The organism is Gardnerella sp. KA00255, assembly GCF_049244095.1.
Taxonomy (GTDB): Bacteria; Actinomycetota; Actinomycetes; order Actinomycetales; family Bifidobacteriaceae; genus Bifidobacterium; species Bifidobacterium vaginale_F.
The window spans coordinates 462,851-486,566 of sequence record NZ_CP058374.1 but is presented as its reverse complement, the minus strand read 5'-3'; the positions used below and the strand labels follow the sequence as shown (position 1 = coordinate 486,566).

Annotated in this window: 16 protein-coding genes and 2 tRNA genes; 11 read left to right on the top strand and 7 right to left on the bottom strand. The window is 40.1% G+C overall.

The window, feature by feature from the left end; translation table 11 throughout:
* Positions 1 to 176 precede the first annotated feature (176 nt).
* From HXT51_RS01875 to HXT51_RS01860, 4 genes are all read left to right on the top strand, one after another.
* Complete coding sequence (locus tag HXT51_RS01875; RefSeq protein WP_421776639.1) at positions 177 to 1,685, top strand: N-6 DNA methylase; 1,509 nt, start codon at positions 177 to 179, stop codon at positions 1,683 to 1,685.
* Positions 1,675 to 2,793: a restriction endonuclease subunit S gene (locus tag HXT51_RS01870; RefSeq protein WP_421776638.1), complete on the top strand. Its 1,119-nt coding sequence runs from the start codon at positions 1,675 to 1,677 to the stop codon at positions 2,791 to 2,793. Before HXT51_RS01875 ends, HXT51_RS01870 begins: the two co-directional genes overlap by 11 nt.
* 110 nt (positions 2,794 to 2,903) lie before the next feature.
* The gene (gene xerA / locus HXT51_RS01865; RefSeq protein ID WP_421776637.1) at positions 2,904 to 3,893 is read left to right on the top strand and encodes a site-specific tyrosine recombinase/integron integrase; all 990 of its coding nucleotides are present in this window, start codon (positions 2,904 to 2,906) and stop codon (positions 3,891 to 3,893) included.
* Between the two features lie 12 nt (positions 3,894 to 3,905).
* Entirely contained in the window at positions 3,906 to 4,445 is a 540-nt protein-coding gene (locus HXT51_RS01860; protein WP_421776636.1) for a restriction endonuclease subunit S, read from the top strand.
* Here the strand turns inward: HXT51_RS01860 and HXT51_RS01855 are convergent.
* Positions 4,442 to 5,029, bottom strand: a complete 588-nt coding sequence (locus tag HXT51_RS01855; RefSeq protein WP_421776635.1) for a restriction endonuclease subunit S — start codon at positions 5,027 to 5,029, stop codon at positions 4,442 to 4,444. The two genes, HXT51_RS01860 and HXT51_RS01855, sit on opposite strands and share 4 nt — an antisense overlap.
* Before the next feature lie 169 nt (positions 5,030 to 5,198).
* Here HXT51_RS01855 and HXT51_RS01850 point away from each other — a divergent pair, with 169 nt between their 5' ends.
* Positions 5,199 to 8,234, top strand: coding sequence for a type I restriction endonuclease subunit R (locus HXT51_RS01850; protein ID WP_421776634.1), 3,036 nt, complete (start codon positions 5,199 to 5,201; stop codon positions 8,232 to 8,234).
* A 236-nt stretch (positions 8,235 to 8,470) separates the two neighbouring features.
* The gene (locus HXT51_RS01845; protein WP_421776633.1) at positions 8,471 to 9,076 is read left to right on the top strand and encodes a pyroglutamyl-peptidase I; all 606 of its coding nucleotides are present in this window, start codon (positions 8,471 to 8,473) and stop codon (positions 9,074 to 9,076) included.
* A 23-nt stretch (positions 9,077 to 9,099) separates the two neighbouring features.
* On the opposite strand, the gene HXT51_RS01840 is transcribed toward HXT51_RS01845, so the two are convergent.
* The 3 genes from HXT51_RS01840 to HXT51_RS01830 form a co-directional block, all read right to left on the bottom strand.
* Positions 9,100 to 9,543, bottom strand: a complete 444-nt coding sequence (locus tag HXT51_RS01840; RefSeq protein WP_421776632.1) for a toxin-antitoxin system HicB family antitoxin — start codon at positions 9,541 to 9,543, stop codon at positions 9,100 to 9,102.
* Between the two features lie 167 nt (positions 9,544 to 9,710).
* A tRNA-Leu gene (locus tag HXT51_RS01835) sits at positions 9,711 to 9,791 on the bottom strand.
* A 199-nt stretch (positions 9,792 to 9,990) separates the two neighbouring features.
* Positions 9,991 to 10,063, bottom strand: a tRNA-Thr gene (locus HXT51_RS01830).
* Positions 10,064 to 10,502: 439 nt separating this feature from the next.
* Here HXT51_RS01830 and pgi point away from each other — a divergent pair.
* The 3 genes from pgi (at position 10,503) to HXT51_RS01815 (ending at position 16,675) form a co-directional block, all read left to right on the top strand.
* Positions 10,503 to 12,197: a glucose-6-phosphate isomerase gene (gene pgi, locus HXT51_RS01825; protein WP_103084051.1), complete on the top strand. Its 1,695-nt coding sequence runs from the start codon at positions 10,503 to 10,505 to the stop codon at positions 12,195 to 12,197.
* 529 nt (positions 12,198 to 12,726) lie between these two features.
* Positions 12,727 to 13,149: a DUF1317 family protein gene (locus HXT51_RS01820; RefSeq protein ID WP_421776631.1), complete on the top strand. Its 423-nt coding sequence runs from the start codon at positions 12,727 to 12,729 to the stop codon at positions 13,147 to 13,149.
* A complete protein-coding gene (locus HXT51_RS01815; protein ID WP_421776630.1) occupies positions 13,127 to 16,675 on the top strand; it encodes a BspA family leucine-rich repeat surface protein in 3,549 nt (1,182 codons plus the stop codon). The genes HXT51_RS01820 and HXT51_RS01815 overlap by 23 nt, the downstream gene beginning before the upstream one ends.
* A gap of 144 nt (positions 16,676 to 16,819) precedes the next feature.
* On the opposite strand, the gene HXT51_RS01810 is transcribed toward HXT51_RS01815, so the two are convergent.
* The 3 genes from HXT51_RS01810 to pdxS all read right to left on the bottom strand — a co-directional run bounded on the left by HXT51_RS01810 (position 16,820) and on the right by pdxS (position 19,973).
* Entirely contained in the window at positions 16,820 to 18,136 is a 1,317-nt protein-coding gene (locus HXT51_RS01810) for an ATP-binding protein (RefSeq protein ID WP_421776629.1), read from the bottom strand.
* 334 nt (positions 18,137 to 18,470) lie between these two features.
* Positions 18,471 to 19,130, bottom strand: a complete 660-nt coding sequence (gene pdxT / locus HXT51_RS01805; RefSeq protein WP_421776628.1) for a pyridoxal 5'-phosphate synthase glutaminase subunit PdxT — start codon at positions 19,128 to 19,130, stop codon at positions 18,471 to 18,473.
* Positions 19,131 to 19,139: 9 nt separating this feature from the next.
* Positions 19,140 to 19,973 carry a pyridoxal 5'-phosphate synthase lyase subunit PdxS gene (gene pdxS, locus HXT51_RS01800; RefSeq protein ID WP_421776795.1) on the bottom strand — a complete coding sequence of 278 codons (834 nt, stop codon included), beginning with the start codon at positions 19,971 to 19,973 and terminating at the stop codon, positions 19,140 to 19,142.
* 698 nt (positions 19,974 to 20,671) lie between these two features.
* On the opposite strand from pdxS, the gene HXT51_RS01795 reads away from it, so the two are divergent.
* Both HXT51_RS01795 and HXT51_RS01790 read left to right on the top strand, forming a co-directional pair.
* Positions 20,672 to 22,375, top strand: a complete 1,704-nt coding sequence (locus tag HXT51_RS01795; RefSeq protein ID WP_103084054.1) for an ABC transporter substrate-binding protein — start codon at positions 20,672 to 20,674, stop codon at positions 22,373 to 22,375.
* Between the two features lie 353 nt (positions 22,376 to 22,728).
* The gene (locus HXT51_RS01790) at positions 22,729 to 23,715 is read left to right on the top strand and encodes an ABC transporter permease (RefSeq protein ID WP_103084055.1); all 987 of its coding nucleotides are present in this window, start codon (positions 22,729 to 22,731) and stop codon (positions 23,713 to 23,715) included.
* The last annotated feature ends 1 nt before the right edge of the window (position 23,716 follow it).

Below are 23,716 nucleotides of genomic sequence, written 5' to 3'. Positions count from 1 at the left end.
CATTAAAATAGCGTATTTGTTGTGTTTATAAAAGTATAAGTGGTGTTATATGTGGTGTCAATGGCTGCGCTCTTTTATGTTTAGATTTAATTAGTAAATCGTTAATTGATGTAAACTTAATACTAGATTTATTCTGTGGATGATTAAGCTTTGCAAATAGATAGGTGGTTGTATAGATGGCTGATAAAAATGCGGCGAATATAGGTTTTGAAAAGCAATTATGGGATGCTGCATGCGTGTTGTGGGGTCATATTCCTGCTGCTGAATATCGCAAAGTAATTATTGGCTTAATTTTTTTGAGGTATGTTTCTACTGCATTCGAGAAGCGTTATAAAGAACTTGTAGAAGAAAATGATGGTTTTGAAAATGATCGTGACGAGTATCTTGCTGATAATATTTTCTATGTTCCAGAAAATGCAAGATGGAATGTAATTGCTTCTGCAGCACATACTCCTGAAATTGGCAAAGTCATCGATAATGCAATGGTTGCTATTGAGCAAGAAAATAAGAGCCTTAAGAACGTATTGCCGAAAAATTATGCAAATCCTGATTTGGATAAGCAGGTTCTTGGTGATGTTGTTGATATTTTTACAAATAGTATTGATATGAGCGGTAATGGACTTGATGAAGACATTATTGGAAGAACTTATGAGTATTGCATAGCACAATTTGCAGCTGTAGAAGGTAAAGATGGTGGAGAATTCTATACTCCGTCTAGCATTGTAAAAACCTTAGTTTCTGTATTAAAGCCGTTTGATAATTGCCGCGTGTATGATTGCTGCTGCGGTAGTGGTGGCATGTTTGTTCAGTCTGAGAAGTTTATTGAGGCTCACAGTCATCGCCGTGGAACTATTTCTGTTTATGGACAAGAAGCTAATCCAGATACGTGGAAGATGGCTAAAATCAATATGGCTATTCGTGGTATTGATGCTGATTTAGGACCGTATCAGGCAGATACTTTTACTAATGATTTGCATCCTACTTTGAAAGCTGATTTTATTCTTGCTAACCCTCCTTTCAATTATCATCCATGGAATCAAGAAAAACTACTTGATGATGTTCGTTGGAAGTATGGAGTTCCTCCTGCAGGAAACGCTAATTACGCTTGGATTCAGCATATGATTCATCATCTTGCTCCAAATGGGAAAATTGGTCTTGTTCTTGCTAATGGTGCTTTGTCTACATCGACTACTTCAGAATTCGACATACGAAAGAAAATTATTGAAGATGACTTAATAGAAGGCATTATTGCTATGCCGACTCAGCTTTTCTACAGCGTTACTATACCAGTTACATTGTGGTTTATTACGAAGAATAAGAAGCAGACTGGTAAAACTGTTTTTATTGATGCTAGGAATATGGGTCATATGATTGACCGTAAGCATAGGGATCTTTCAGATGACGATATACAAAAATTATCCAACACGTTTGAAGCTTTTCAAAATGGAACTTTAGAAGATGTTAAAGGTTTTTGCAAAGTAGCAACAACAGAAGGTATAGCTAATCAAGATTACATTCTTACTCCAGGAAGATATGTTGGTATTGAAGAGAAGGATGATGACGGAGAGCCATTTGAAGAGAAGATGACGAGGCTTACTTCTGAACTTTCAGAAATGTTTGCAAAATCGCATGAATTAGAGGCTGAAATCAAGAAGAATTTGGGGGCAATTGGGTATGAGATATAAGCTTTCAGACATCTGCGAGTATGCAAAAGAAAAAATAAAGATATCAGCTCTTGATGAGAATACCTATATTTCGACAGAAAATATGCTACCAAATAAGAGTGGTATAACTCAAGCGGCTTCAATTCCCACACAGGAGCAGACACAGGCTTTTGTGAAGAATGATGTACTGGTCTCGAATATTCGACCATATTTTAAGAAGATATGGTATGCGACTTTCGATGGAGGATGCTCAAACGATGTTCTTGTATTTAGGGCTAAGGGTGTAATAAACAGTCAGTTCCTGCACTATGCACTGGCTGATGATTCATTTTTCAATTATGCGATAGCTACATCAAGAGGGACAAAGATGCCGCGTGGTGATAAAAAAGCCATCATGGAATATGAAGTGCCAAAATTCTCATATGAGGATCAAAACAAAGTTGTAAATATCTTAAAATCATTAGATGACAAGATTGAACTGAATAATAAGATAAACAAGAATTTAGAAGAGCAAGCACAGGCAATATATAAGCAGATGTTCATTGATAATGCAAGCTCAGAATGGACAAAAGGCACATTGAGCGATATAGCCAATATTACAATGGGACAGTCCCCAAGTGGCAGTAGCTATAACGAACATGGTAATGGCATAATTTTCTTCCAAGGTCGAGCCGAATTTGGTTTCAGATTTCCAACTGTTCGCCTCTATACAACTGAACCGAAGCGAATGGCTTGTGCTAATGACACTTTAATGAGTGTTCGAGCACCTGTCGGTGACCTAAATGTTGCTCATACTGATTGTTGTATCGGTCGAGGACTTGCAGCTATTCACTCAAAGAATAATCATCAATCTTTCGTGCTTTACACAATGTTCTCCTTAAAAAAACAGTTAGGTGTTTTTAATGGAGAGGGTACTGTGTTTGGCTCAATTAACAGAAATTCACTGAACGAAATGCCACTCGTTATACCATCAAATGAAAAGCTTGAAGAATTTGAAGTACTAGTTGCTCCAATGGATGCCACTATTCGCAACAATTACGATGAAATTTGTCGTTTAGAACAACTTCGAGATACGTTATTACCTAAAATAATGACCGGTGAACTCGATGTCTCCAACATCGACCTTTAAGCCACTAAATTCTTGTTTAACGCACAGCCATAACTCTTGCGAGTGACGAGAGTTAAAATAGGGATTGCCACTCCGTAGTCTTTCTCTACGATAGAAAAGGAGAATAGACTATGAAACAGAAAGTAATCAATGAGGTTATGCAAGGCATGCTCGGCTGCCTCAACAATATGCAGTTAGAAAAGCTGCAAGAAGTCCTGGAACACGCATTGTTCCATAAGGAAGTAAGTGAAACAGAGGAAGAAGCTAATGCGGAGCTAACAAATGAACAGTTTCTGAATAATTTTCTCGCAGCCAAGCGGATCGAGGGATGCTCTGAAAAGTCGTTAACTTACTATCGGGCAACAATTGAATGTATGACAACAAGAATTAAAAAGAATGTCAGAGAGCTGGAAACAGATGATCTGCGTACATATTTGACAGAATATCAGCATGAGAAAAACTCAAGCAAGGTTACTGTGGACAATATTAGAAGAATTCTATCGAGCTTCTTCTCTTGGTTGGAGGATGAGAATTATATTCTAAAGAGTCCGGCACGTCGTATCCATAAGGTTAAAGCGGCTTTAACTATCAAAGAAACATACACCGATGAAGCCTTGGAGAAAATGCGCGATAATTGCGAAGAAGCAAGAGATCTGGCACTTATAGATATGCTTACCTCAACGGGAATGCGTGTTGGAGAACTGGTTCTCCTTAACAGAGATGATATCAACTTTGAAGAGCGAGAATGTGTGGTGTTCGGTAAAGGCAGTAAGGAACGAATGGTGTACTTTGATGCACGAACGAAGATTCATTTGCTTAACTACTTGCAAGAACGCACTGATGATAATCCGGCACTATTCGTCACTTTGCGTTCTCCGCATGAGAGAATTAAAATTGGTGGCATAGAATCACGCTTGCGTGAAATGGGTAAACATCTGGATATTCCGAAAGTTCATCCACATAAGTTCCGCTGCACGCTTGCTACGATGGCGATTGACAAAGGTATGCCGATCGAACAATTGCAACAACTGCTTGGCCATAAGCGGATCGATACTACACTGCAATATGCGATGGTGAAACAAAGCAATGTAAAATTGGCACATAGGAAATATATAGGATAGAGAGGAAAAACTATGGTTGAATGGAGAACCACTACCTTGGAAGAATGTACTGATATTTTGGGGGACGGACTACACGGAACACCTAAATATACAGAAAATGGAGAATACGCATTTGTTAATGGGAATAACCTCGTAGATGGTGAAATACTAATAAAAAAAGAAACAAAAAGAGTTGATTATAGCCAATATGAAAAGTATAAGAAACCATTAACAAATAGAACAATTCTAGTTTCCATAAACGGAACTTTGGGTAATGTTGGCGTATATGACTCAGAAAAAATAATTCTTGGAAAAAGCGCCTGCTATTTTAATGTTAAAGAATCTGTAGACAAAGATTTTATATATTATATCGTTTCCTCGCCGACATTTAAGCAGTATCTTGAGAGCAATGCAACAGGAACAACAATAAAAAATATTTCCTTAAAGCAAATGAGGGAGTACACATTTGAGTTGCCAGAAATTGGTGAACAAAAGAGAATATCTTCCGTTTTACGAAAAACAGATGAAAAGATTAAAAACAACAGAGCAATAAACAAGAATTTAGCGGCTTAAATTTCAACCTCGGACACATCAATTTCACCAGACATTAAGCAAGGAAGCAAAGTATCTCGTATCTCTACTAGGCGAGTATTTTCTGCTCGTAATGATATTTGAGTTTCAATTAACGGGAAAACTAAATCATTAAATTTTTTCCTTGTTTCAACAGGTGGTTCAACTATTTCAATCTTTTTTAAGTGAGTTGGTCCAAAATTAACCTGAGCACTGCCATTAGCCATAGTGATTTGTTGATTTAAAAACTCTTTAGAAGTCATATAACCATACACAAATGAATAGTCGTCTTTGTATTGCTTAGGTCTAAATCTAATGACACTAGTATTTAAGCATAATGGTAAATTTTGAGGTAAAACAATTGCATATCTACCCAAAGTACCTGAACAAGACATAACAATATCATATGGTTCAAGCATAAAGTGAGAATATTTTCCACTTGCTTCTTCTAAAGATATTTTATTGGCGGTTGAAGTATCAATTAGTCCATTGTTAATGCATCTAATATTGATGAATTTGACACCATCTTCAACATATTGCCAATTTCGGATACCTGGACCTTCTTGAAAAAATATAATATCTGACAAAGGTATACGCTGCCAATTGGCTTCACGATTAGTAATAAACCATTCTTTATATAGTTCTTGGATTTGCTGCTCTAAATTCTTGTTTATCTAAATAAATTGTGTTATATAGTGCAAAACTTCTCAAATAGTAGGATAATTATAGAAATCCTAATACGATGGAGTGTGAAGCATGTCAGAATCATATACTGAAGCAGATTATGAAAATTCTATAATAGAGCTTTTTCAAAATATGGGTTATAGGCATGTATATGCTCCAGATTTAGAACGTGATTTTCATAGCCCTTTATACGAAGAAGAGCTTAATGATGCTCTGTATAGGCTGAATCCTAGTGCATCAAAACATGCGATATTAGCAGCATTGAGCAAAATCAAAAACTTTGAGAATGCAGAACTTGTGCAAAAGAATGAATTATTCATGAATTATTTGCAAAATGGCGTTGAAGTAAAATATTTTGAAGATGGTGAAGAACATTCAGATATTATTTACCTTGCAGACTACGAAAATAAGAATAATAACTCTTTTGTTGTAGCTAATCAGTGGACATATATTGAAAATAGTAATAAGCGACCTGATGTTATTTTGTTCCTTAATGGATTACCAGTAGTCTTAATGGAACTGAAATCTCCTTCTAGAGAAAACACTGATGCTTCAGAAGGTTATTTGCAAATTAGGAATTACATGCAAGAGATTCCTTCCATGTTCATATACAACTGCATTTGCGTTATAAGTGATCAGCTTACGAGTAAGGCTGGCACTATTACTTCCAAAGAAGATCGTTTTATGTGTTGGAAATCTAAAGATGGAAGCTATGAAAATACGCAATATGCGCAATTCGATACTTTCTTTGAAGGCATGTTTACTAAAGAACGCTTGCTTGATATTATAAAAAACTTTATTTGCTTTTCAGAAAATGGTAGTGAATTAATAAAAATTTTAGCTGGCTACCACCAATATTTTGCTGTTAAAAAAGCTATTAAATCAACTAAACATGCGTCGGAAACAGATAGAAAGGGCGGTGTTTTTTGGCATACACAAGGCAGTGGAAAATCGTTGTCTATGGTGTTTTATGCGCACTTGCTTCAACAAGTCTTAAACAGCCCAACAATAGTTGTTATTACTGATAGAAATGATTTAGACGATCAATTATATTCTCAGTTTGCTAAGTGCAAGGATTTTCTTAGGCAAGAGCCTAAACATGCTGAAAGTCGTAATAATTTAAAGAGTTTGCTTGAAGGAAGAAAAGCAAACGGAATTATCTTCACTACTATGCAAAAGTTTGAAGAATCTTCTGAGCCATTATCAGATCGCAAAAACATTGTTGTTATGGCTGATGAAGCGCATCGTAGTCAATATGGTCTTTCTGAAAAAGTAAACAGTGAAGGAGAAATTAAAGTAGGCAATGCGCGAGTTATAAGGGATGCTCTGCCTAACGCAACTTTTATAGGGTTTACTGGAACCCCTATTGAAGCTAAAGATAGAAATACTCGCGAAGTGTTCGGTGATTATATCGATATTTATGATATGACTCAAGCTGTTGAAGATGGTGCTACAACTCCAGTTTACTATGAGAGTAGAGTTGTAAAACTTAAGCTTGATGAATCAACTTTACGCATGATTGATAATGAATATGACGCAATGGCTGATTATGCTGATTCTGAAGTCATTGAGAAAAGTAAGAGAGAAGTTGCAACGCTTGATGCAATTCTTGGTAATGATTCAACAATAGACTCACTTGTTAAAGACATTATTAATCACTATGAGAATTATCGCGAAAATCTTTTAACAGGCAAGGCAATGATTGTTGCGTATTCTCGTGAAATTGCAATAAAAATTTATAATAAGATTCTTGAATTAAGACCTCAATGGGATAAAAAAGTCAAGGTTGTAATGACTGAAAGCAACAAAGATCCTGAAGAGTGGAGAGCAATTATAGGCAATAAAAGTCATCGTAAGGCTCTTGCAGAAGAGTTCAAAGATGACAATAGTGATATGAAGATTGCGATAGTTGTTGACATGTGGCTTACTGGATTCGATGTGCAGTCGCTTTCGACCATGTATATTTATAAACCGATGAAGGGCTATAACCTTATGCAAACTATTGCGCGCGTAAACAGAGTATTTGCAGGTAAAGAAGGTGGCTTAATAGTAGATTATGTAGGCATTATTTCTGCTTTGAAGCAGGCTATGAAAGACTATACTGTTAGGGATAAAGAAAATTATGGTGATATGGATATATCTCATTCTGCTTATCCTAAATTCTTAGAAAAATTGTCGATTTGCAAAGATCTTTTTTATGGATATGATTATTCAAAATTTGTTAATGGAACTAATTTAGAAAGATCAAAAGCTGTTTCTGGAGCAGTCAATTTTATACTCGATGTAAGTAAAGAGAAAGAATTAAAGAATTTTGTAAAAGAAGCGCTTCTATTGCATCAAGTATTATCTTTATGCTCGTCAATTGTTGAGCGTGATTTAAGAGTTGAAGCGGCATTTTTTGAGTCTGTACGCGTTATTTTATCTCGTATAAGTTATAGCGGATCTGGCAAGAAAATTTCTCTTCAAGAGATGAATAGCAGAATTAACGATCTTCTTAAAAATAGTATTAAAAGTGAGGGTGTTATAAATCTTTTCTCCGATTTTAAGGAAGGTTTTTCAATATTTGACCCTGAATTTATGAGTGAAGTTTCAAAAATGAAGGAAAAGAATATTGCTGTAAAGATTTTGGAAAGTCTTATTTCGGAACAGGTTCGCATATACAAAAAGACAAATGTTGTAAAATCTGAAAAGTTTAGCGAAATAATGCAAAGTATTATAAATAGATACATTAATGGCATGATTACCAACGAAAAGGTCATAGAAGAATTATTTGATATGGCCAAACAGATTATGCATGAAAAAAGTATTGGTAAAGAACTTGGCCTTACTGATGAAGAGCTTGCTTTTTATGATGCCTTGACGAAGCCGCAAGCGATAAAAGATCGTTACAAGAATGATCAGCTTGTTGCTATCACAAAAGAGCTTACAGAAACATTACGTAAAAATCGCACTATTGATTGGCAAAAGAAAGAAACAGTACGCGCTAGAATGCGAATTTGCGTTAAACGTCTTCTCAATAAGTATAAATACCCTCCTAGCGATTTAGAGTATGCACTTGAAACTGTTATAAAGCAGTGTGAACAATGGGCAGATAGAACAGATTTGTAGTGCGGTAAAGGTCTGTGCGTGTTGTGGGTGAGCTGTGTGGTTATTTCGCAATATGACTATCACTAATCTTTTTGCGAACATGAATTACGTAGTGGAATCCTGAAGTTTGTATACAGTTTGTATACAGTTTATATACAGTTTGTATACAGTTTATATACAACGACATTCACATATGTAAAGTTTTTGTGATGCGTTTTAATGTTTTGATAAGTGAGAGTTGTATTAGGGGTATTGTAATGCGTATTTTGATTACTGGTTTTACGCCGTTTGATAATGAGTCTATAAATCCGTCGTGGGAGATCGCGCAATCAGTGCATGCGCCTGAGGGCGTGGAACTTGTTCGTTTGCAGATTCCTACGGAATTTAACAAGGGCGCGCGAAAAGTTATTGAGAAAATAGAGGAAGTTCACCCTGATGCTGTGCTTTCGTTAGGGCAATTTGGCGGTTCTGCTTGTTTTAACGTCGAGTATGTTGGTGTTAACTGTAGAGCTGCGCGCATACCGGATAATAGTGGATATAAGCCTTGGTATGAGCCTGTTGTGCAAGATGGCGATGTGGCGTATAAAGCGACTTTGCCAGTTGTGAGCATAGTTGAGGCTTTGAGTAAAGCGAAATTGCCGGCGTCTGTGTCTTTTTCTGCGGGTGCGTACGTATGCAATGACGTGCTTTACAGTGTTTGTCATTATTGCCAGACTATGGAATTGCCGATTAAGAGCGGTTTTATTCACGTTCCGTATTTGCCTGAGCAGATTCTCGATAAGCCGAGTACGAGTTCTATGAGTTTAGCTGATATGCTTCGAGGCATTGAAGTTGCATTGCAAGTAATTGCTGGTGATTGCTAGCAAAGTAGCTAGGTATTTATTTTCTACGCTCGCTCAAGCACGCGTTCAATAGCGTTGTTTTGCGAAAGAAGATATACGCAATACTGGTTCATGCTTATTCCTTCAGCTTGAGATTGCTCAGCCAACTGTCTGTGTAATTCTTTAGGAAGACGCAATTTGAATTGTCCGGAATAGTCATTTAATTCAGTGCGAGATGGCTCTTTTATATTGATTTTGCTTTCAATAGCTGCTTCAAGCCAAGCGTGCTTAGCGTCCTGCGCATTTGCTGCTGCTTCTTGTTCTGAGTCTCCCGAACTTATGCATCCTGGTAAATCAGGGTAGTAGGACACAAATCCGCCTTCATCTGGATCTTTTACAATTTCCAGCTTGTATGGGAGTGACATGTAGTAGCTGAGTGTTTTATTTGTGAGTGTTTTGGCGTTGTTTTTGTGAGTGATATTTTTGCTAGCTTTATTTGTTTTAGTCATATTTGATTTCATATTATGCTGATTTTTAAAGGTTTTATAAAAGTATAAGTGGTGTTATATGTGGTGTCAATGTATATTTCAGGCATATGCGTTTAATGCATAACTGGTGATGGAAAATAAAAAAATCTCAGCGGAATATGAGACATATCCGCTTAAGTCTCAGAAAGTGCGCGGGATGGGACTTGAACCCACACGTCGTAAGACACAGGAACCTAAATCCTGCGCGTCTACCATTTCGCCACTCGCGCGTTATCTAGCCAATTTGCCAACCGGTCAATCAGCAACCAGCAGATTAGCAAATCCGCAAATCTACAAGCCAGCCAACCAGCAGATCAGCATTCATCATATAGCAAATCCACAGTTAGTGAATCCGCATATAGCAAATCCGCTAAGTAAAACCTATCGGACAATACAAATAAAATATTTATACACCCGAACGGGCTAGAGAGCCACTTGACAGAATCGAACTGTCGACCTTCTCATTACGAGGGAGACGCTCTACCGACTGAGCTAAAGTGGCATGTTGCCCGAGAAGCATTCGCGACTCGCGCACGAATACGAAAGCTTACTATATTTTTTTAGATTTGTCTACTGCGTGGCGTGTTAGTAGTGAGTTGGTATCGCGTTGGTAGTGAGTTAGTAGTGATGTTACGTTCGAATATCGTGTACTTCTGTCTTCTTTTGTGAGTATCTTGTGAAGTGGATGATTGTGATGCGATAGTTGCGTTGCGCGCGTTATATATCGTTATATATCCGTTATATATCGTTATACATTATGTATTCGTTATATATCAGTTATGTGGCTTATATAGCGTTATTTATGCGTTATGCGTTACATAGCGCTATACGTTATATATACGATATACGTGCGCGAACGGAATCTGTCATAGTAGCGGTTTGCCATAGAGCGGCATAAACCGCACATCACGTCACGTTACAGAATATGAAAGGACCTTACAATGGCCATCAATCCGCCAGTTGACGCCGTAAAAACCCCAGAGTGGGCTGCATTGCAGAAGCATTACGACGAGTTGCAATCAGAAGGCGTCTGCCTGAAGAAGTGGTTTGCCGAGGATGCAAATCGCGTGGATAAGTTGAGCTTCGAAGCTGGAGATCTCCACTTCGATCTTTCTAAGAATTTGATTAAGCCTGAAACTCTTAAGCTTTTCGCTGACCTTGCAAAGGCAGTTAAGCTTGACGAGCGCACTAAGGCAATGTACACCGGCGTGCACATTAACAATACCGAAGATCGTGCAGTTTTGCACACTGCTTTGCGTCGTCCTGCAGAGGATGCTGGCAAGTTCATTGTTGACGGTCAAGATACCGTTGCAGACGTGCGCGAAGTATTGGGTCGCATTTACGATTTCGCTAACGAAGTTCGTTCCGGCGCTTGGAAGGGCGTTACCGGCAAGAACATCAAGACCGTTGTAAACATTGGTATTGGCGGCTCTGATTTGGGTCCAGTCATGGTTTACGAAGCCTTGAAGCCATATGCTGACGCTGGTATTAGCGCTCGCTACGTTTCCAACATCGATCCAAACGATATGGCAGAAAAGACCAAGGATTTGGATCCAGAAACCACGCTTTTCATCATTGTTTCCAAGACCTTCACTACTTTGGAGACTTTGACCAACGCTCGTACTGCTCGCACCTGGTTGCTTAACAAGCTCCAGGAGTGCGGTGCTATTGACGGAAGCGACGCAAAGAAGGCTGAAGCTGTTGCTAAGCACTTCGTGGCTGTTTCCACCAACCTTGAGAAGGTTGAAGAGTTCGGCATCAATCCAACCAACGCTTTCGGATTCTGGAACTGGGTTGGCGGCCGCTACTCCGTGGATTCCGCTGTTGGCACTTCTTTGGCTGTAGTTCTCGGACCAGAGCGCTTCGAAGAGTTCTTGAAGGGCTTCCACGCAATCGATACTTACTTTGCTGAAACCCCATTCGAGAAGAACGTTGTTGTACTTCTTGGTATGCTCAACGTTTGGTACCGCAACTTCTACAAGGTTGCTTCTCACGCTGTGCTTCCATACGATCAGTACTTGCACCGCTTCCCAGCTTATTTGCAGCAGCTCACCATGGAATCCAACGGTAAGTCTGTGCGCTGGGATGGCACTCCTGTAACAAGCGAAACCGGCGAAATCTTCTGGGGCGAGCCAGGCACTAACGGCCAGCACGCTTTCTACCAGTTGATTCACCAGGGCACTCAGCTTATTCCAGCTGATTTCATTGCTTTCGTGAACACGCCAAATCCTACTAAGGATGGCGATCAGGATGTGCACGAGCTCTTCTTGGGCAACTATCTTGCACAGACTAAGGCTCTTGCTTTCGGCAAGACTGCTGACGAAGTTCGCGCTGAAGGAACTCCAGAAGAGATTGTGCCAGCTCGCGTGTTCAAGGGCAACCGTCCAACCACGTCCATTTTCGGCGATGCTTTGACTCCATTTAGCTTGGGCGAGTTGATTGCTCTCTACGAGCACATCACCTTCGTTGAAGGCACTGTTTGGGGCTTGGATTCCTACGATCAGTGGGGTGTGGAGCTTGGCAAGCAGCTTGCAAAGCAGATTACTCCTGCAATCTCTAAGGATGATGAAGCTTTGGCAGCTCAGGATGCTTCTACCCAGAGCTTGATTCGCTTCTATCGCGCTCATCGCAAGTAAGTGAGTACTCGACTGGGGTTAGAATTCGCAAGGCTATAGTGGATTTCACTGCGATTCTATAGTTGAATTCGTAAAGCTATAGTGGATTTCATAATTTATAGTGGAATTCGCAAGGCTATAGTGAAATTCTTAAAGCTATAGTGGATTTCAGCCCCAGTTGTGTATATTTTTTATTCTATTTTTACGTTTTTATTCTATTTTTGTAACAAACGCATCAATGGCGATGTGCTTGTTACGTTTAATTTTCTACGTTTAGTTTTCTATGTTTAGTTCTATACGTTTGGTTCGCTGCGTTTAATTCGTTACGTTTAGTTTTCTATGTTTAATTATTTACGTTTAGTTTTCTACATTTAGTACTACACGTTTAGTATTACACGAATAAATTTCGCTATTCCGATTTATGTGCGTGAGTGTATAATATAAAACGAGTGTGTAAAGATTGCGTTCGCCGGTGAACCTTCTTGGAGATGCGTTTTGTGTCCTGTTTATACGCCGGTAGTGGATTTGTTTACATTTGAGAGGTAGTTTGATGAAGGAGAGTAGGAAGCATCGTATTCTTTCGGCAATAGGCGCCGTTTCATGTGTAATTTCTATGATTTTAAGCGTAACTGTGTTGCCGGGGCTGGCTTATGCCAAGGTGACGAAGAATCCATTGTTTGCTGCTGTTTTGGCTGCTGCTGCCGAGAATAATAGGGGTCAAAATAAGTCGGGTGAAGGGGGAGCTGGTAACAGAACAGCTAATGGGGAAGCTGGTAAAAAAGAAGGAGTTAAAGGGGAGACTGCTAAAGGGGATAAAGGAGATAAGAAGGCTAAAGAGGTAGATAAAAAAGAAGGTAAGAGGAATGATGGGGTAGCTAATGGGGAAGCTGGTAGAGGGGAAGCTAATAGAGAAGGTACTGTAGGTAATAAGGGAACTGTTAAAAATCCTAATGGGGGGGGGGTCTGCAGATAACAGCAATGCTGGCAAAGGTGCCAATAAAACTGCTGGAAAAGGTGATGGCAAAACTGCTGGCAAAGGTGATGGCAAAACTGCTGGCAAAGATGCCAATAAAGATGCTGTAAAATCTGGTAAATCTGGTAAATCTGACAAAAATGCTGACAAAAATGCTAACAAAGCTTCTAAAAAAGATAGCAAAGACGATAAAAAAACTAAGGGCAAAGATCGCGATGCGGACAACGCTGGTAAGAAATTAAGCCTAGAAGACGTTAAAAATCTTCCTGCTTGCGTGGCTGAAATTAACGAGGATAATACTAAAGTTACGATTAAGTCTCCATCAGGGGAAGCTAAATGTGCTATCAGTGCCAATGAGAAGAGTGGTGCATTTTATGCTATTCGTGAAAAAATTGAGTCTCTCTCTGCTGGTGATGGCGAAATCGATTTTGTAGACGGTGTTAAAGCGTATGGCTACGGTAGTTTGTCAAAAGATAAGGAAGGTCTTTTTTCGGGGGCAAACGTTTTTCACATTCGTAATGGCAAAAACTTTGATGTAAGTAATGTTACGGATATGTCGTATCTGTTTAAGGATTCCTCACTGGCTGTTGATTTCTTTTATGTTAATTTTTATGATCCAACGAGTTTAATTGGTTGGGATGTGAGCAAGGTTACGAATATGGAGGGCATGTTCGAGGGGTGCGCGAATCTACAAAATCTTAAAGGTATGAGAGATTGGGATGTGAGCAAGGTTACGAATATGAAAAACATGTTCAAGGGGTGCACTGGTATTGAAGAACTTGATGGTTTGGCTAATTGGAATGTTGGCAGTGTTACGAACATGAGCAACATGTTCAAAGGTAAAGGGACTAAGATACTGGGCAGTGAAGGTAATGAGAATAAGGATGAATTTTTATATGGTTCAGACAATTTAACGGACATTAGTGCCTTGAGTAGTTGGGCAAATAAGGTTGGCAAGGTTACAGACATGTCTGGAATGTTTGAGGGTCGCACGAGTTTGAAATCTCTTAAAGGGTTGGAAAATTGGAATATAAGCAGTGTTACGAACATGAGTGGAATGTTCAATCAATGCGCTTCTGATCCTGATTTTGTGCGTGAGGTTCAGAAGAATAGTCAGGAGAAGGGGTTTGATATAAGTGCCTTGAGTAGTTGGGTAAAGACAGCTAGCAAGGATAGCAAGGCTAGAAATGTGAGCAATGTTACAGACATGAGCAACATGTTCGAGGGGTGCACTAGTCTGAAATCTCTTAAAGGGTTGGAAAATTGGGATGTGAGCAATGTTAGAAGTATGTCTGGAATGTTCGCGTCTGTTATTAAGAACCAAGATCAACATGATACTTTGAATCCAGTAGACGGGTATGCAGGTGAGATGGCGATTGCTTCGGTTAAACCTTTAAGTAAGTGGAATGTTGGCAATGTTATAAACATGAACAGAATGTTTGAGGGTTGCACCAGCATAACAGATTTTACTGGTTTGGAAGGTTGGGATACGAAAAACGTTGAGGAAATGATCGGTATGTTCGAATACTGCAAGAGTATGAGTTCGCTTGTATTTTTGGAAAAGTGGAATGTAAATAACGTTAAAGACATGATGGTAATGTTTGCGCTGTGCGGCAACATCGAAAGTACTGAAGGCTTAGGAAAGTGGAATGTAAGTAACGTTAAAAAAATGGATGGCATGTTTGCATATTGCTCTAATCTTAAAAATATCAAAGGATTAGATAATTGGAATACAAGTAATAGCAGCACAAGCAAATTAGCTAGCACGTCTAGAATGTTCTATAATTGCGTCAGTCTTACTAGTCTTTATCCTTTGGAAAAGTGGAATGTTAGCAATGTTACGGACATGAGCAGCATGTTTAACACTTGCGGCAGTCTTACTAGTCTTGATCCTTTGAAAGATTGGGATGTTAGCAGTGTTGAGAAGATGAGCGACATGTTTAGTAATTGTGGTAGTTTAACTAGTCTTCAACCTTTGAGCAGCTGGAATGTTGGCAGTGTTACGGACATGAGCAGCATGTTTAGCTATTGTACTAACTTGAGTAATCTTAGCGGTCTAGAAAAGTGGAATGTTGGCAGTGTTGAGAACATGAGCAGCATGTTTAACAATTGTACTAACTTGAGTAATCTTAGCGGTCTAGAAAAGTGGAATGTTGGCAATGTTAAGAACATGAGCAGCATGTTCTCCAATTGCTACTTTGAGCATACAAACAAAAAAGGTGATGTAGTAGTAGAAATAACAGGGTTGGCTGATATAAGTGCATTGAGCGGCTGGAATGTTGGCAGTGTAACGAATATGTTTAGCATGTTCAGTGGTTGTACTCGCTTGGGTAATCTTAAAGGTCTAGAAGGGTGGAATGTTAGCAATGTTACGAATATGTTTAGCATGTTTTCTGATTGCAAAAAACTTACCGGCGTTGCAGATTTAAGCAAGTGGGATATTTCAAAAGTTACGGATCTTAGTTCGATGTTTTCCAATGCAGGAGCAGAAAGTGGCGACAGTCTTATATTAGATTTCAGCAATAAGAACTTTACAAAACCTACTAATTCTAAGTCTACTACTGTTTCTGTTGATAGTATGTTCAGTGGTTTTAAAGGCACGTTGATTGCGAATAACTTGCAGTCTAGTGGTTTTGAGAATAATACTGATGATGATCCTATCAAAAGTAATTTTGCTACGGGTGAAATATTCTCCTTCGATGAGAACGGTTACAGCGATAATATAGTCGTAACTAATAATGTTACGATTTTAGATACAATTTCAAACAATGAGGATCTTAAAAATACTGCATACTACATTCCTGTTAAAGCCAAGCTAATGGAGCCTGGCGATATGGGTTCATGTAAGTGTGATGGTAGCGGTGACTCGGGTGGAACTACTGGTGGCACTACTTATAATGTTCCTGCACTGTATAATTCGGGTACTTTAGAGAGGCAAAAGAACGAAAAATCGCAGGATTATGCGTACAGAATTGTAAAAAATAGTTTCGCTTCAAAGTTGCGGTATGCTATAGATAATAATCAAAAGGAAGATACTGGTGGTGAAGAAGATTCTAATTCTGGCTTGCGTAGTGCAAGGTTGAAATCGCGTGTAAAGGAATTGCAATCCGCAAGAGAATCGCAATCTGTAAGAGATGTCGATGATGAAGATGAAAATCCTGATGAAGTTCCTGAACCTGAGCCTGAACCTGAAGAACAGGGCAGTACTTATAAAATCATGTTTAAGAAGTCAAGCGGAAGTACTTGCGCATGGACAGAACTTGGCGAAGGTGAAGATGGTGCTGCGCCTGATAATCCAATGTCTCCTGTAACGTTCTTCACTACGATGTACTATTTGGAGACCTTTGTTAAGCCAGTGCCTTTGCCGCATACTGGAGGCCAGTCGGCTGTTATGTTTACGTTCTTGTCTATTGGACTGTTCTCAATATTCGCTGTTTCTGGCGCATTCGGTCGTCATGGATGGGTCGCGTCTGTGCTTCCAAGCACTGCTTTGGCCACCTTCGGCAAGCACACTAAACAGCGCTAATCCTCACGGCATAGCCGTTCGGCTGATTTGGCATGTGAAGCACGCTGTGCTTCACAATTGAGCCAAATCACGCTTTGAAGGAGTCTGAAATTCCAATAATTTCAGACTCCTTCAAAGCGAGCACTTAAGCAGGTCGGAGCGCGCTTACTTAAGCAGCCAATCCGTAAGGTTAATCGCCTTAATACCGTCATAAGAGTTTATGTAATCGCGATCCATTGAAATTACGATTTTTTCATAATTATCCTTAATGGCGCGTAATGGCTTCAGCTCGCGTTCGCGCGTTTCTGGAGATTGCATGCTTTCGGTTACCTGAACGTATATTTTTTCGTTAGGCTTTTCTGCAACAAAATCTACTTCCGTGCTACCAACTTTTCCAATATAAACGCGATAATCGCGTCTAATAAGTTCAAGAAATACAATGTTTTCTATAATGTGTCCGCGATCTGTTCCCCTGTATCCTAAAAGCATATTGCGGAAACCTAAGTCAATAACGTAATTTTTTCCAAGCGTTTTCAGAAGCTCTTTGCCTTGAATATCGTAGCGTTGTACTGGAAAAATAATAAAAGCGTTGCTTAGCATGCGTATGTAATCGCTAACAGTTTTGCTAGCAACAGATACTGTAGTTTTTTCAATATCTCCTTCAGCTCGAAGCGATTTACTTATGCTGTTTGGGGAAGTTGTGCTGCCAATAGTTGAGCATAAGAAAGTCATAAGTTTTTGTAAAACAATTTGGTCTGCTTTTTCATTTCTTTGCAAAACGTCTCGTAAAATAACGGTTGAATATATTCCCTCCAAAGCCTGCATGCTACGCGCTTCGTTGAATTTATACTCGCTTAGCACTGGCATTCCGCCAAATTGCAAGTATTTTTGGAACTTTTCGTCTGTTGATGCACTTGCTGGGAAGTTGTAAAAGTCTAGGAATTCTTTGAAGGATAATGGCAGCATGCGGATTTCAACATAACGACCTGCTAGTAGCGTTGAAAATTCGCTGGAAAGTAAATACGCGTTGGATCCTGTAATGTAAATGTCAACGTTGAAATCAATGCGGAACGACTCTACTGCTTTTTGCCAATTTTCTACTGCTTGAAGCTCGTCAAAAATAAGATAAGTTTTTGTGGATTTGGTGTTGTTATTGGTGTTGTTGTTTACATTGTGTGATGCAGTTTGTGGTTCTGTGATTTCTGCGCAGTCTGCTGGAATTCGTTCGCTTATATAATCGTACAGTTCCGCGTAATTTGTAATGTTTCTGTATTTAAGCGACTCAAGATTCATGTGAATAATGTGGTCTTCGTTTACGCCGGAATTAAGCAGATGTTTGTGGAAAAGGTCGAGTAGTGAAGATTTTCCGCACCTTCGAATTCCAGTTACGATTTTCACCAAGTCTACGTCTTTATGTTCAATAAGCTGGTTTAGGTATTCTGGGCGATTTATGAGTGCGTGTGTTTCTGAATTGTATATCACAGCAATCTCCCTTTTTGAACATTTACTCTACTTTTCTAACTTTTTAATCATGATATCAAAAACTTACATAAAATTCAAAGTTTTTGACGTCCGCGTTAAAAACTTTTGTATTTTGATGACTTTTTGACGTCAGCGTTAAAAAGTGTGTTGCTATTGCAGATTGTGTTCTGCGTTATGGTCTCTGGTTGGCGATTATAAGACCTTCGCGCAGTAGTCGCACTGCGTTAGTGTCTGTAATCAAAAAGCCTCCGCAACATTGCTACTTGCGAAGGCTATTTTGTATGTAACTTATGTAAGATTTAAGCTTTTACTTACGATGCGATTAAGAATCAGATTACAAATCCAGGAAAAGCTGGTGGATTCGCGTATCGTCGTCAAGCTCTGGGTGGAAGGATGTACCGATTTGGTTACCTTGGCGCGCGGCAACAATGTGACCGTCAACAGTTGCAAGAACCTCAGCATTAGCGCCGACCTCTGCAATGTAAGGCGCGCGAATAAACGTCATCGGCACTTTACCAAGATCTAACGAACTATTATGGCTTCCAAACTCAGATTCGCAATGGAAGCTTCCGAGCTGTCGGCCGTAAGCATTGCGCTTAACTGTTACGTCTAAAGTGCCGAAGCCGTTAACCTCGTTACCTTCCACGTGCTTCGCAAGCAAAATCAATCCTGCGCAAGTGCCAAGAACAGGCATTCCGCCTTCAATTCTCTCGCGCAAAGGCTCGAGCATATTTTGCTCGCGAAGAAGCTTAGCTTGCACGGTGCTTTCTCCGCCCGGCAACACTAAACGATCAAAAGATTGCTCCAAATCGCGCGCCTGCCGAAGCTCTATAACCCGCGCGCCAAGTTTCTCAAGCATTAAACGATGTTCAAGAAAAGCACCCTGAACAGCTAAAACTGCTACAGTGTGAGCGGAGTTATCAGCAGTGGAGTTACCAGTAGCGGAACCAGCAGCGGAGTTATCAGTATTGATAGGTGAGTCTGTCAAAATCATTCGCCTCAATCACTCGCCGCGCTCAGCCATCAAAATCTTGATTTCCTGCTCGTTAATGCCAACCATTGCTTCGCCCAAATTCTCGGAAAGCTTAGCAACCATCTTGGCATCCTTGTAATTAGTTACAGCCTTAACAATTGCAGCAGCGCGCTTTGCTGGGTCTCCAGACTTAAAGATGCCGGAGCCAACGAACACGCCTTCAGCACCAAGCTGCATCATCAAAGCAGCGTCAGCTGGGGTAGCAACACCGCCAGCAGCGAAGTTAACAACAGGAAGCTTGCCGTTTTGTGCAACGTACTTTACAAGTTCGAAAGGCACGCGCAAATTCTTAGCTTCCTCAAAAAGCTCATCCTCGCGCATGCTTGTAAGCTTACGAATTGCGGAATTCATCATGCGCATGTGGCGCACTGCCTGAATCACGTCACCAGTTCCAGGCTCGCCCTTAGTGCGAATCATTGAAGCGCCTTCGTTAATTCGGCGCAAAGCCTCGCCCAAATCTTTAGCACCGCAAACGAAAGGAACAGCAAAATCGCGCTTATTAATATGGTATACGTCGTCTGCTGGGGAAAGCACTTCGCTTTCGTCAATGTAGTCGATCTCAATAGCCTCAAGCACCTGAGCTTCAACAAAGTGACCGATACGGCATTTTGCCATAACAGGAATAGACACAGCCTCTTGAATTCCGTGAATCATTGCTGGATCGCTCATACGAGAAACGCCGCCGGCTGCGCGAATATCAGCAGGAATACGCTCCAAAGCCATAACTGCGCAAGCTCCAGAATCCTCAGCAATTCGCGCCTGCTCAGGTGTGGTGACATCCATAATCACGCCGCCTTTAAGCATTTGCGCCAATTGACGGTTCAATGCTGTACGGTCTTCGCCGCTTTTATTTTGCGGATCTGAGGATTCGTTCACGGTTGCTGTAGTATTCAAATTTTCAGACATCATTCCTCGCTTTAAACTTTGTTTTTACGAATCTGTAAACGCGCTGACTGCATGTAAATTTGCATGCTTTATGCGTGCAAAAGACGTTTTCAGGTTTACGCTCTGTTGGCATTTAAGCACATTCGTAGGATATACCCTTGTTAATATTACAACTTTATCTACACTATGATTTTTTGCGTTAGTAATATTGTGAATTTTCGTATTAGATGAACTGTGAATTTTTGTATTAGATACATTGTGAATTTTTGCGTTATGCGTATTATGAATTTTTCTCGTTAAATAAGATGTTTGTGTGATTGTAGGGTTGTGTGATTGGACGATTATACGTTTGTAGGGTTATGCGTTTGTAGGGTTGTGCGTTTGGACTCGCCAATAACAATCATGACATGTGAATGGACTACGATTAGTAAGGCCGGTGACTTGAGCACTATGTAATCAAGCGTCGAGCGATTAAAAGTTAATAAAACAAATCAGAAAGCAAAAATTAAAAAGCAAAATAAAAACAATAAATAATAAAAATAATAAAGATGACAAAAATAACAAAATGACAATTTAATATTTAATGCCATTTTAATGCCATTTGGAAAGGTTATGGTATGGGTAATAAATCACCCGAAGAAAGCGTGCACGAAGAAAGCGGCGCGACTTATAAATCAACTGATAAATCCTCTGTCGATTCAGCCAAATCCTCTGTCGATTCAGATAACAACTATGATAGTTCTGCTAGCACAGATGAGTCGTTGAATAATGCAGAAAAGTCACCAAAATATTTCTCAAAGCACAAATTAGTAAACGGCTGGGTATTTACAGTAGTGGTTCTAATTTTCGTATTCGTCGGTGCTTTATTTGCGTCGCAGAAGTTGAATAATTCACAATCGTCAACTGGCGCTATGCAACATAAAACAGTCACAATCGGCTTGAAATTAGCTCCTACAAATCTTGATATTCGTAACCAATCAGGTTCAGCGCTCGATCAGCTGCTTATCGGCAACGTTTACGAGGGGCTTGTTGTTCGCAATTCAAAGAATCAAGTATCGCCTTCGCTTGCGGAAAGCTGGGATATAAGCAAAGACGGCTTGACATATACGTTCCATATGCGTAAAGATGCCGTATTTTCTAATGGTCACAAGCTTACGGCTAAAGATGCAGAATGGTCGTTTAACGAGCTTGTTTCGAAGCAATATCGCGGATCGAATATGGTTGGAAAAGTTGAGTCTGCTAAAGCTACAGACGATTATACTTTTGAAATCAAGCTTGAAGAGCCAAATTCTACGCTTTTGTGGGCTTTGTGCGGAAGATCTGGATTAGTTTTTGATAAGCTCGCAAAATATGATGCGAAAACTCAAGCTATTGGATCTGGCCCATACTTAATTGAAAAGTTTATGCCTAATGATCGCGTTGTTTTGAAGGCAAATCCTAAATACAAAGGCGCTAACACTGCTAAAACTGAGAAAATCGTAGTTCGCTATTTTGTGGATGACAATGCCGCAATAGACGCGCTTTCTTCTGGTTCCGTGCAAGCATTAGCTCCTATTTCTGGTCAACTCGCCAAGCCTTTCAAGGATGATTCTAAGAAGTATGATGTTCGAGCCGGAAATGGTACCGATAAGTTCGTTTTGGCTATGAACATGAAGGGCGAGCGCACAAAAGATAAGCGAGTTCGTCAAGCGATTCGTTACGCGATTGACCACAAGCAGATTATTGCTTCTCGCGGAGGAGTGGACTTGGCTCTTGGAGGCCCGATTCCTTCTCTTGACCCTGGTTATGAGGATTTGACTAAGTTGTATCCGCATGATTTGCAGCGCGCTAAGACCTTGATGAAGGAAGTAGGATTTGACGAATCTCATCCTATGGATTTGACGCTTACTTATCCGAATATTTATGGCACGCAAATTGGCGATCAGTTGCGCTCGCAGCTTAAGCCTGCTGGAATCAATTTGAAAGTTAATGTTGTTGAGTTTACTACTTGGCTTCAGGATGTTTATAAGAATAAACAGTATGATTTGTCGATGGTAGATCACAATGAGAGTCACGATTTTGGACAGTGGGCGGATCCTACGTATTACTACGGATACGACAATAAGCAAGTCCAGGATTTGTATGCGAAGGCGATGCTTAGCACTGATTCTAAAGAATCCTACAAGTTGCTTGCTAAAGCTGCGAGAATTATTAGCGAGGATGCTCCTGCTGATTGGCTGTTTAATTATCGCGTAACTACTGCGAAAGTGAAGAATCTTGAAGGAATGCCGTTTGACATGAATCAGGAGATTTTGCCGCTGTACAATTTGCGACTTAGCTGATTTTTATTTGCTAGGCGCTGATTAGTTTCTAATTCCTTATCGCGTAAATCTGTTCTGCCTTCGTTAGTAAAAACGAAGGCAGACCTCGCTTGCGAGCGAGATAGCAGTGGGCGCTAAGTAAACAAAGTCGGGGAAGGTTTCTTGGTTTTGTTTACTTATTGGGTGTGTAAGTAAACAAAGTCGGGGAAGGTTTCTTGGTTTTGTTTACTTATTGGGTGTGTAAGTAAACAAAGTCGGGGAAGGTTTCTTGGTTTTGTTTACTTATTGGGTGTGTAAGTAAACAAAGTCGGGGAAGGTTTCTTACTTTTGTTTACTTCTTCAATGCGAAAACTCACTAAGAAAGGAGGCATTTTATGTTGCGCATGATTTGCCACAGAGTATTGCTGTTTATTCTTGCTTTACTTGGCATTTCTGTAGTCGTTTTCCTAGCGCTACGAGTGCTTCCGGGAGATGTTGCGCAAGTCATGGCCGGCCTTAACGCTCCGCAGGGTAAAGTCGAACAATTGCGCGCTGAGATTGGCTTGAATAAGCCGTTGTACACGCAGTATTTTGACTGGATTTGCGGTATTTTGCGCGGCGATTTTGGCGCTTCTATGATTACGGGAATACCGGTTTCTAAAGTAATCGCGTCCAGGGCTATTGTCACGTTCCCACTGATTTTATTAGGTCTTGCTATTGCGCTTTTAATCGGTGTGCCGCTTGGCTGTTGGCAAGTTACGCATGAAGGCAAATTAGCTCAATCCTTGTCGCGATTTTCAGCTTTAATCGCCGGGTCTATACCTGCTCTGTGGGGTGGATTATTGCTTATTCTTCTACTGGGTAAGGGTATTGGAATTTTTGGTATTTTGCCGACTCAGGATTTTCCTGCGGATGGTTGGAGTGATTTTACAGAGGCTTTTCTTTCGCTTCTTTTGCCTGCTTTAACTGTTGGAATCATAGTTGGTTCTAGTTTTATGCGATACACTTGCGCTGCTGTTGAAGATATTTCGCGAAGTGAGATTGCATCTCAAGCTATGGCATGCGGTATGACGCGCAAACAGGTTGTATGGAGAGTTGGTTTGAGGCTTGCGTTGCCGCAATTAGTTTCTGTTATTGGACTAACTTTTGCGCATATGGTTACGGGTGTTATGGTTATCGAAAATCTTTTCTCACTGCCTGGATTGGGAATGGGTATGGTTCGAGATGTTGGCTTACGTGATTTTGTTGCCGTGCAAGGTGAGCTTTTTATGCTTGCTGCGCTTTTCTTAACTGTTGGTTTTATTGTTGACATTTCTCATCGTTTGCTTGATTCACGTCTTGCTAAGGATTCGTATAGCAATGATGAAGATGGGAAAGCGTGAA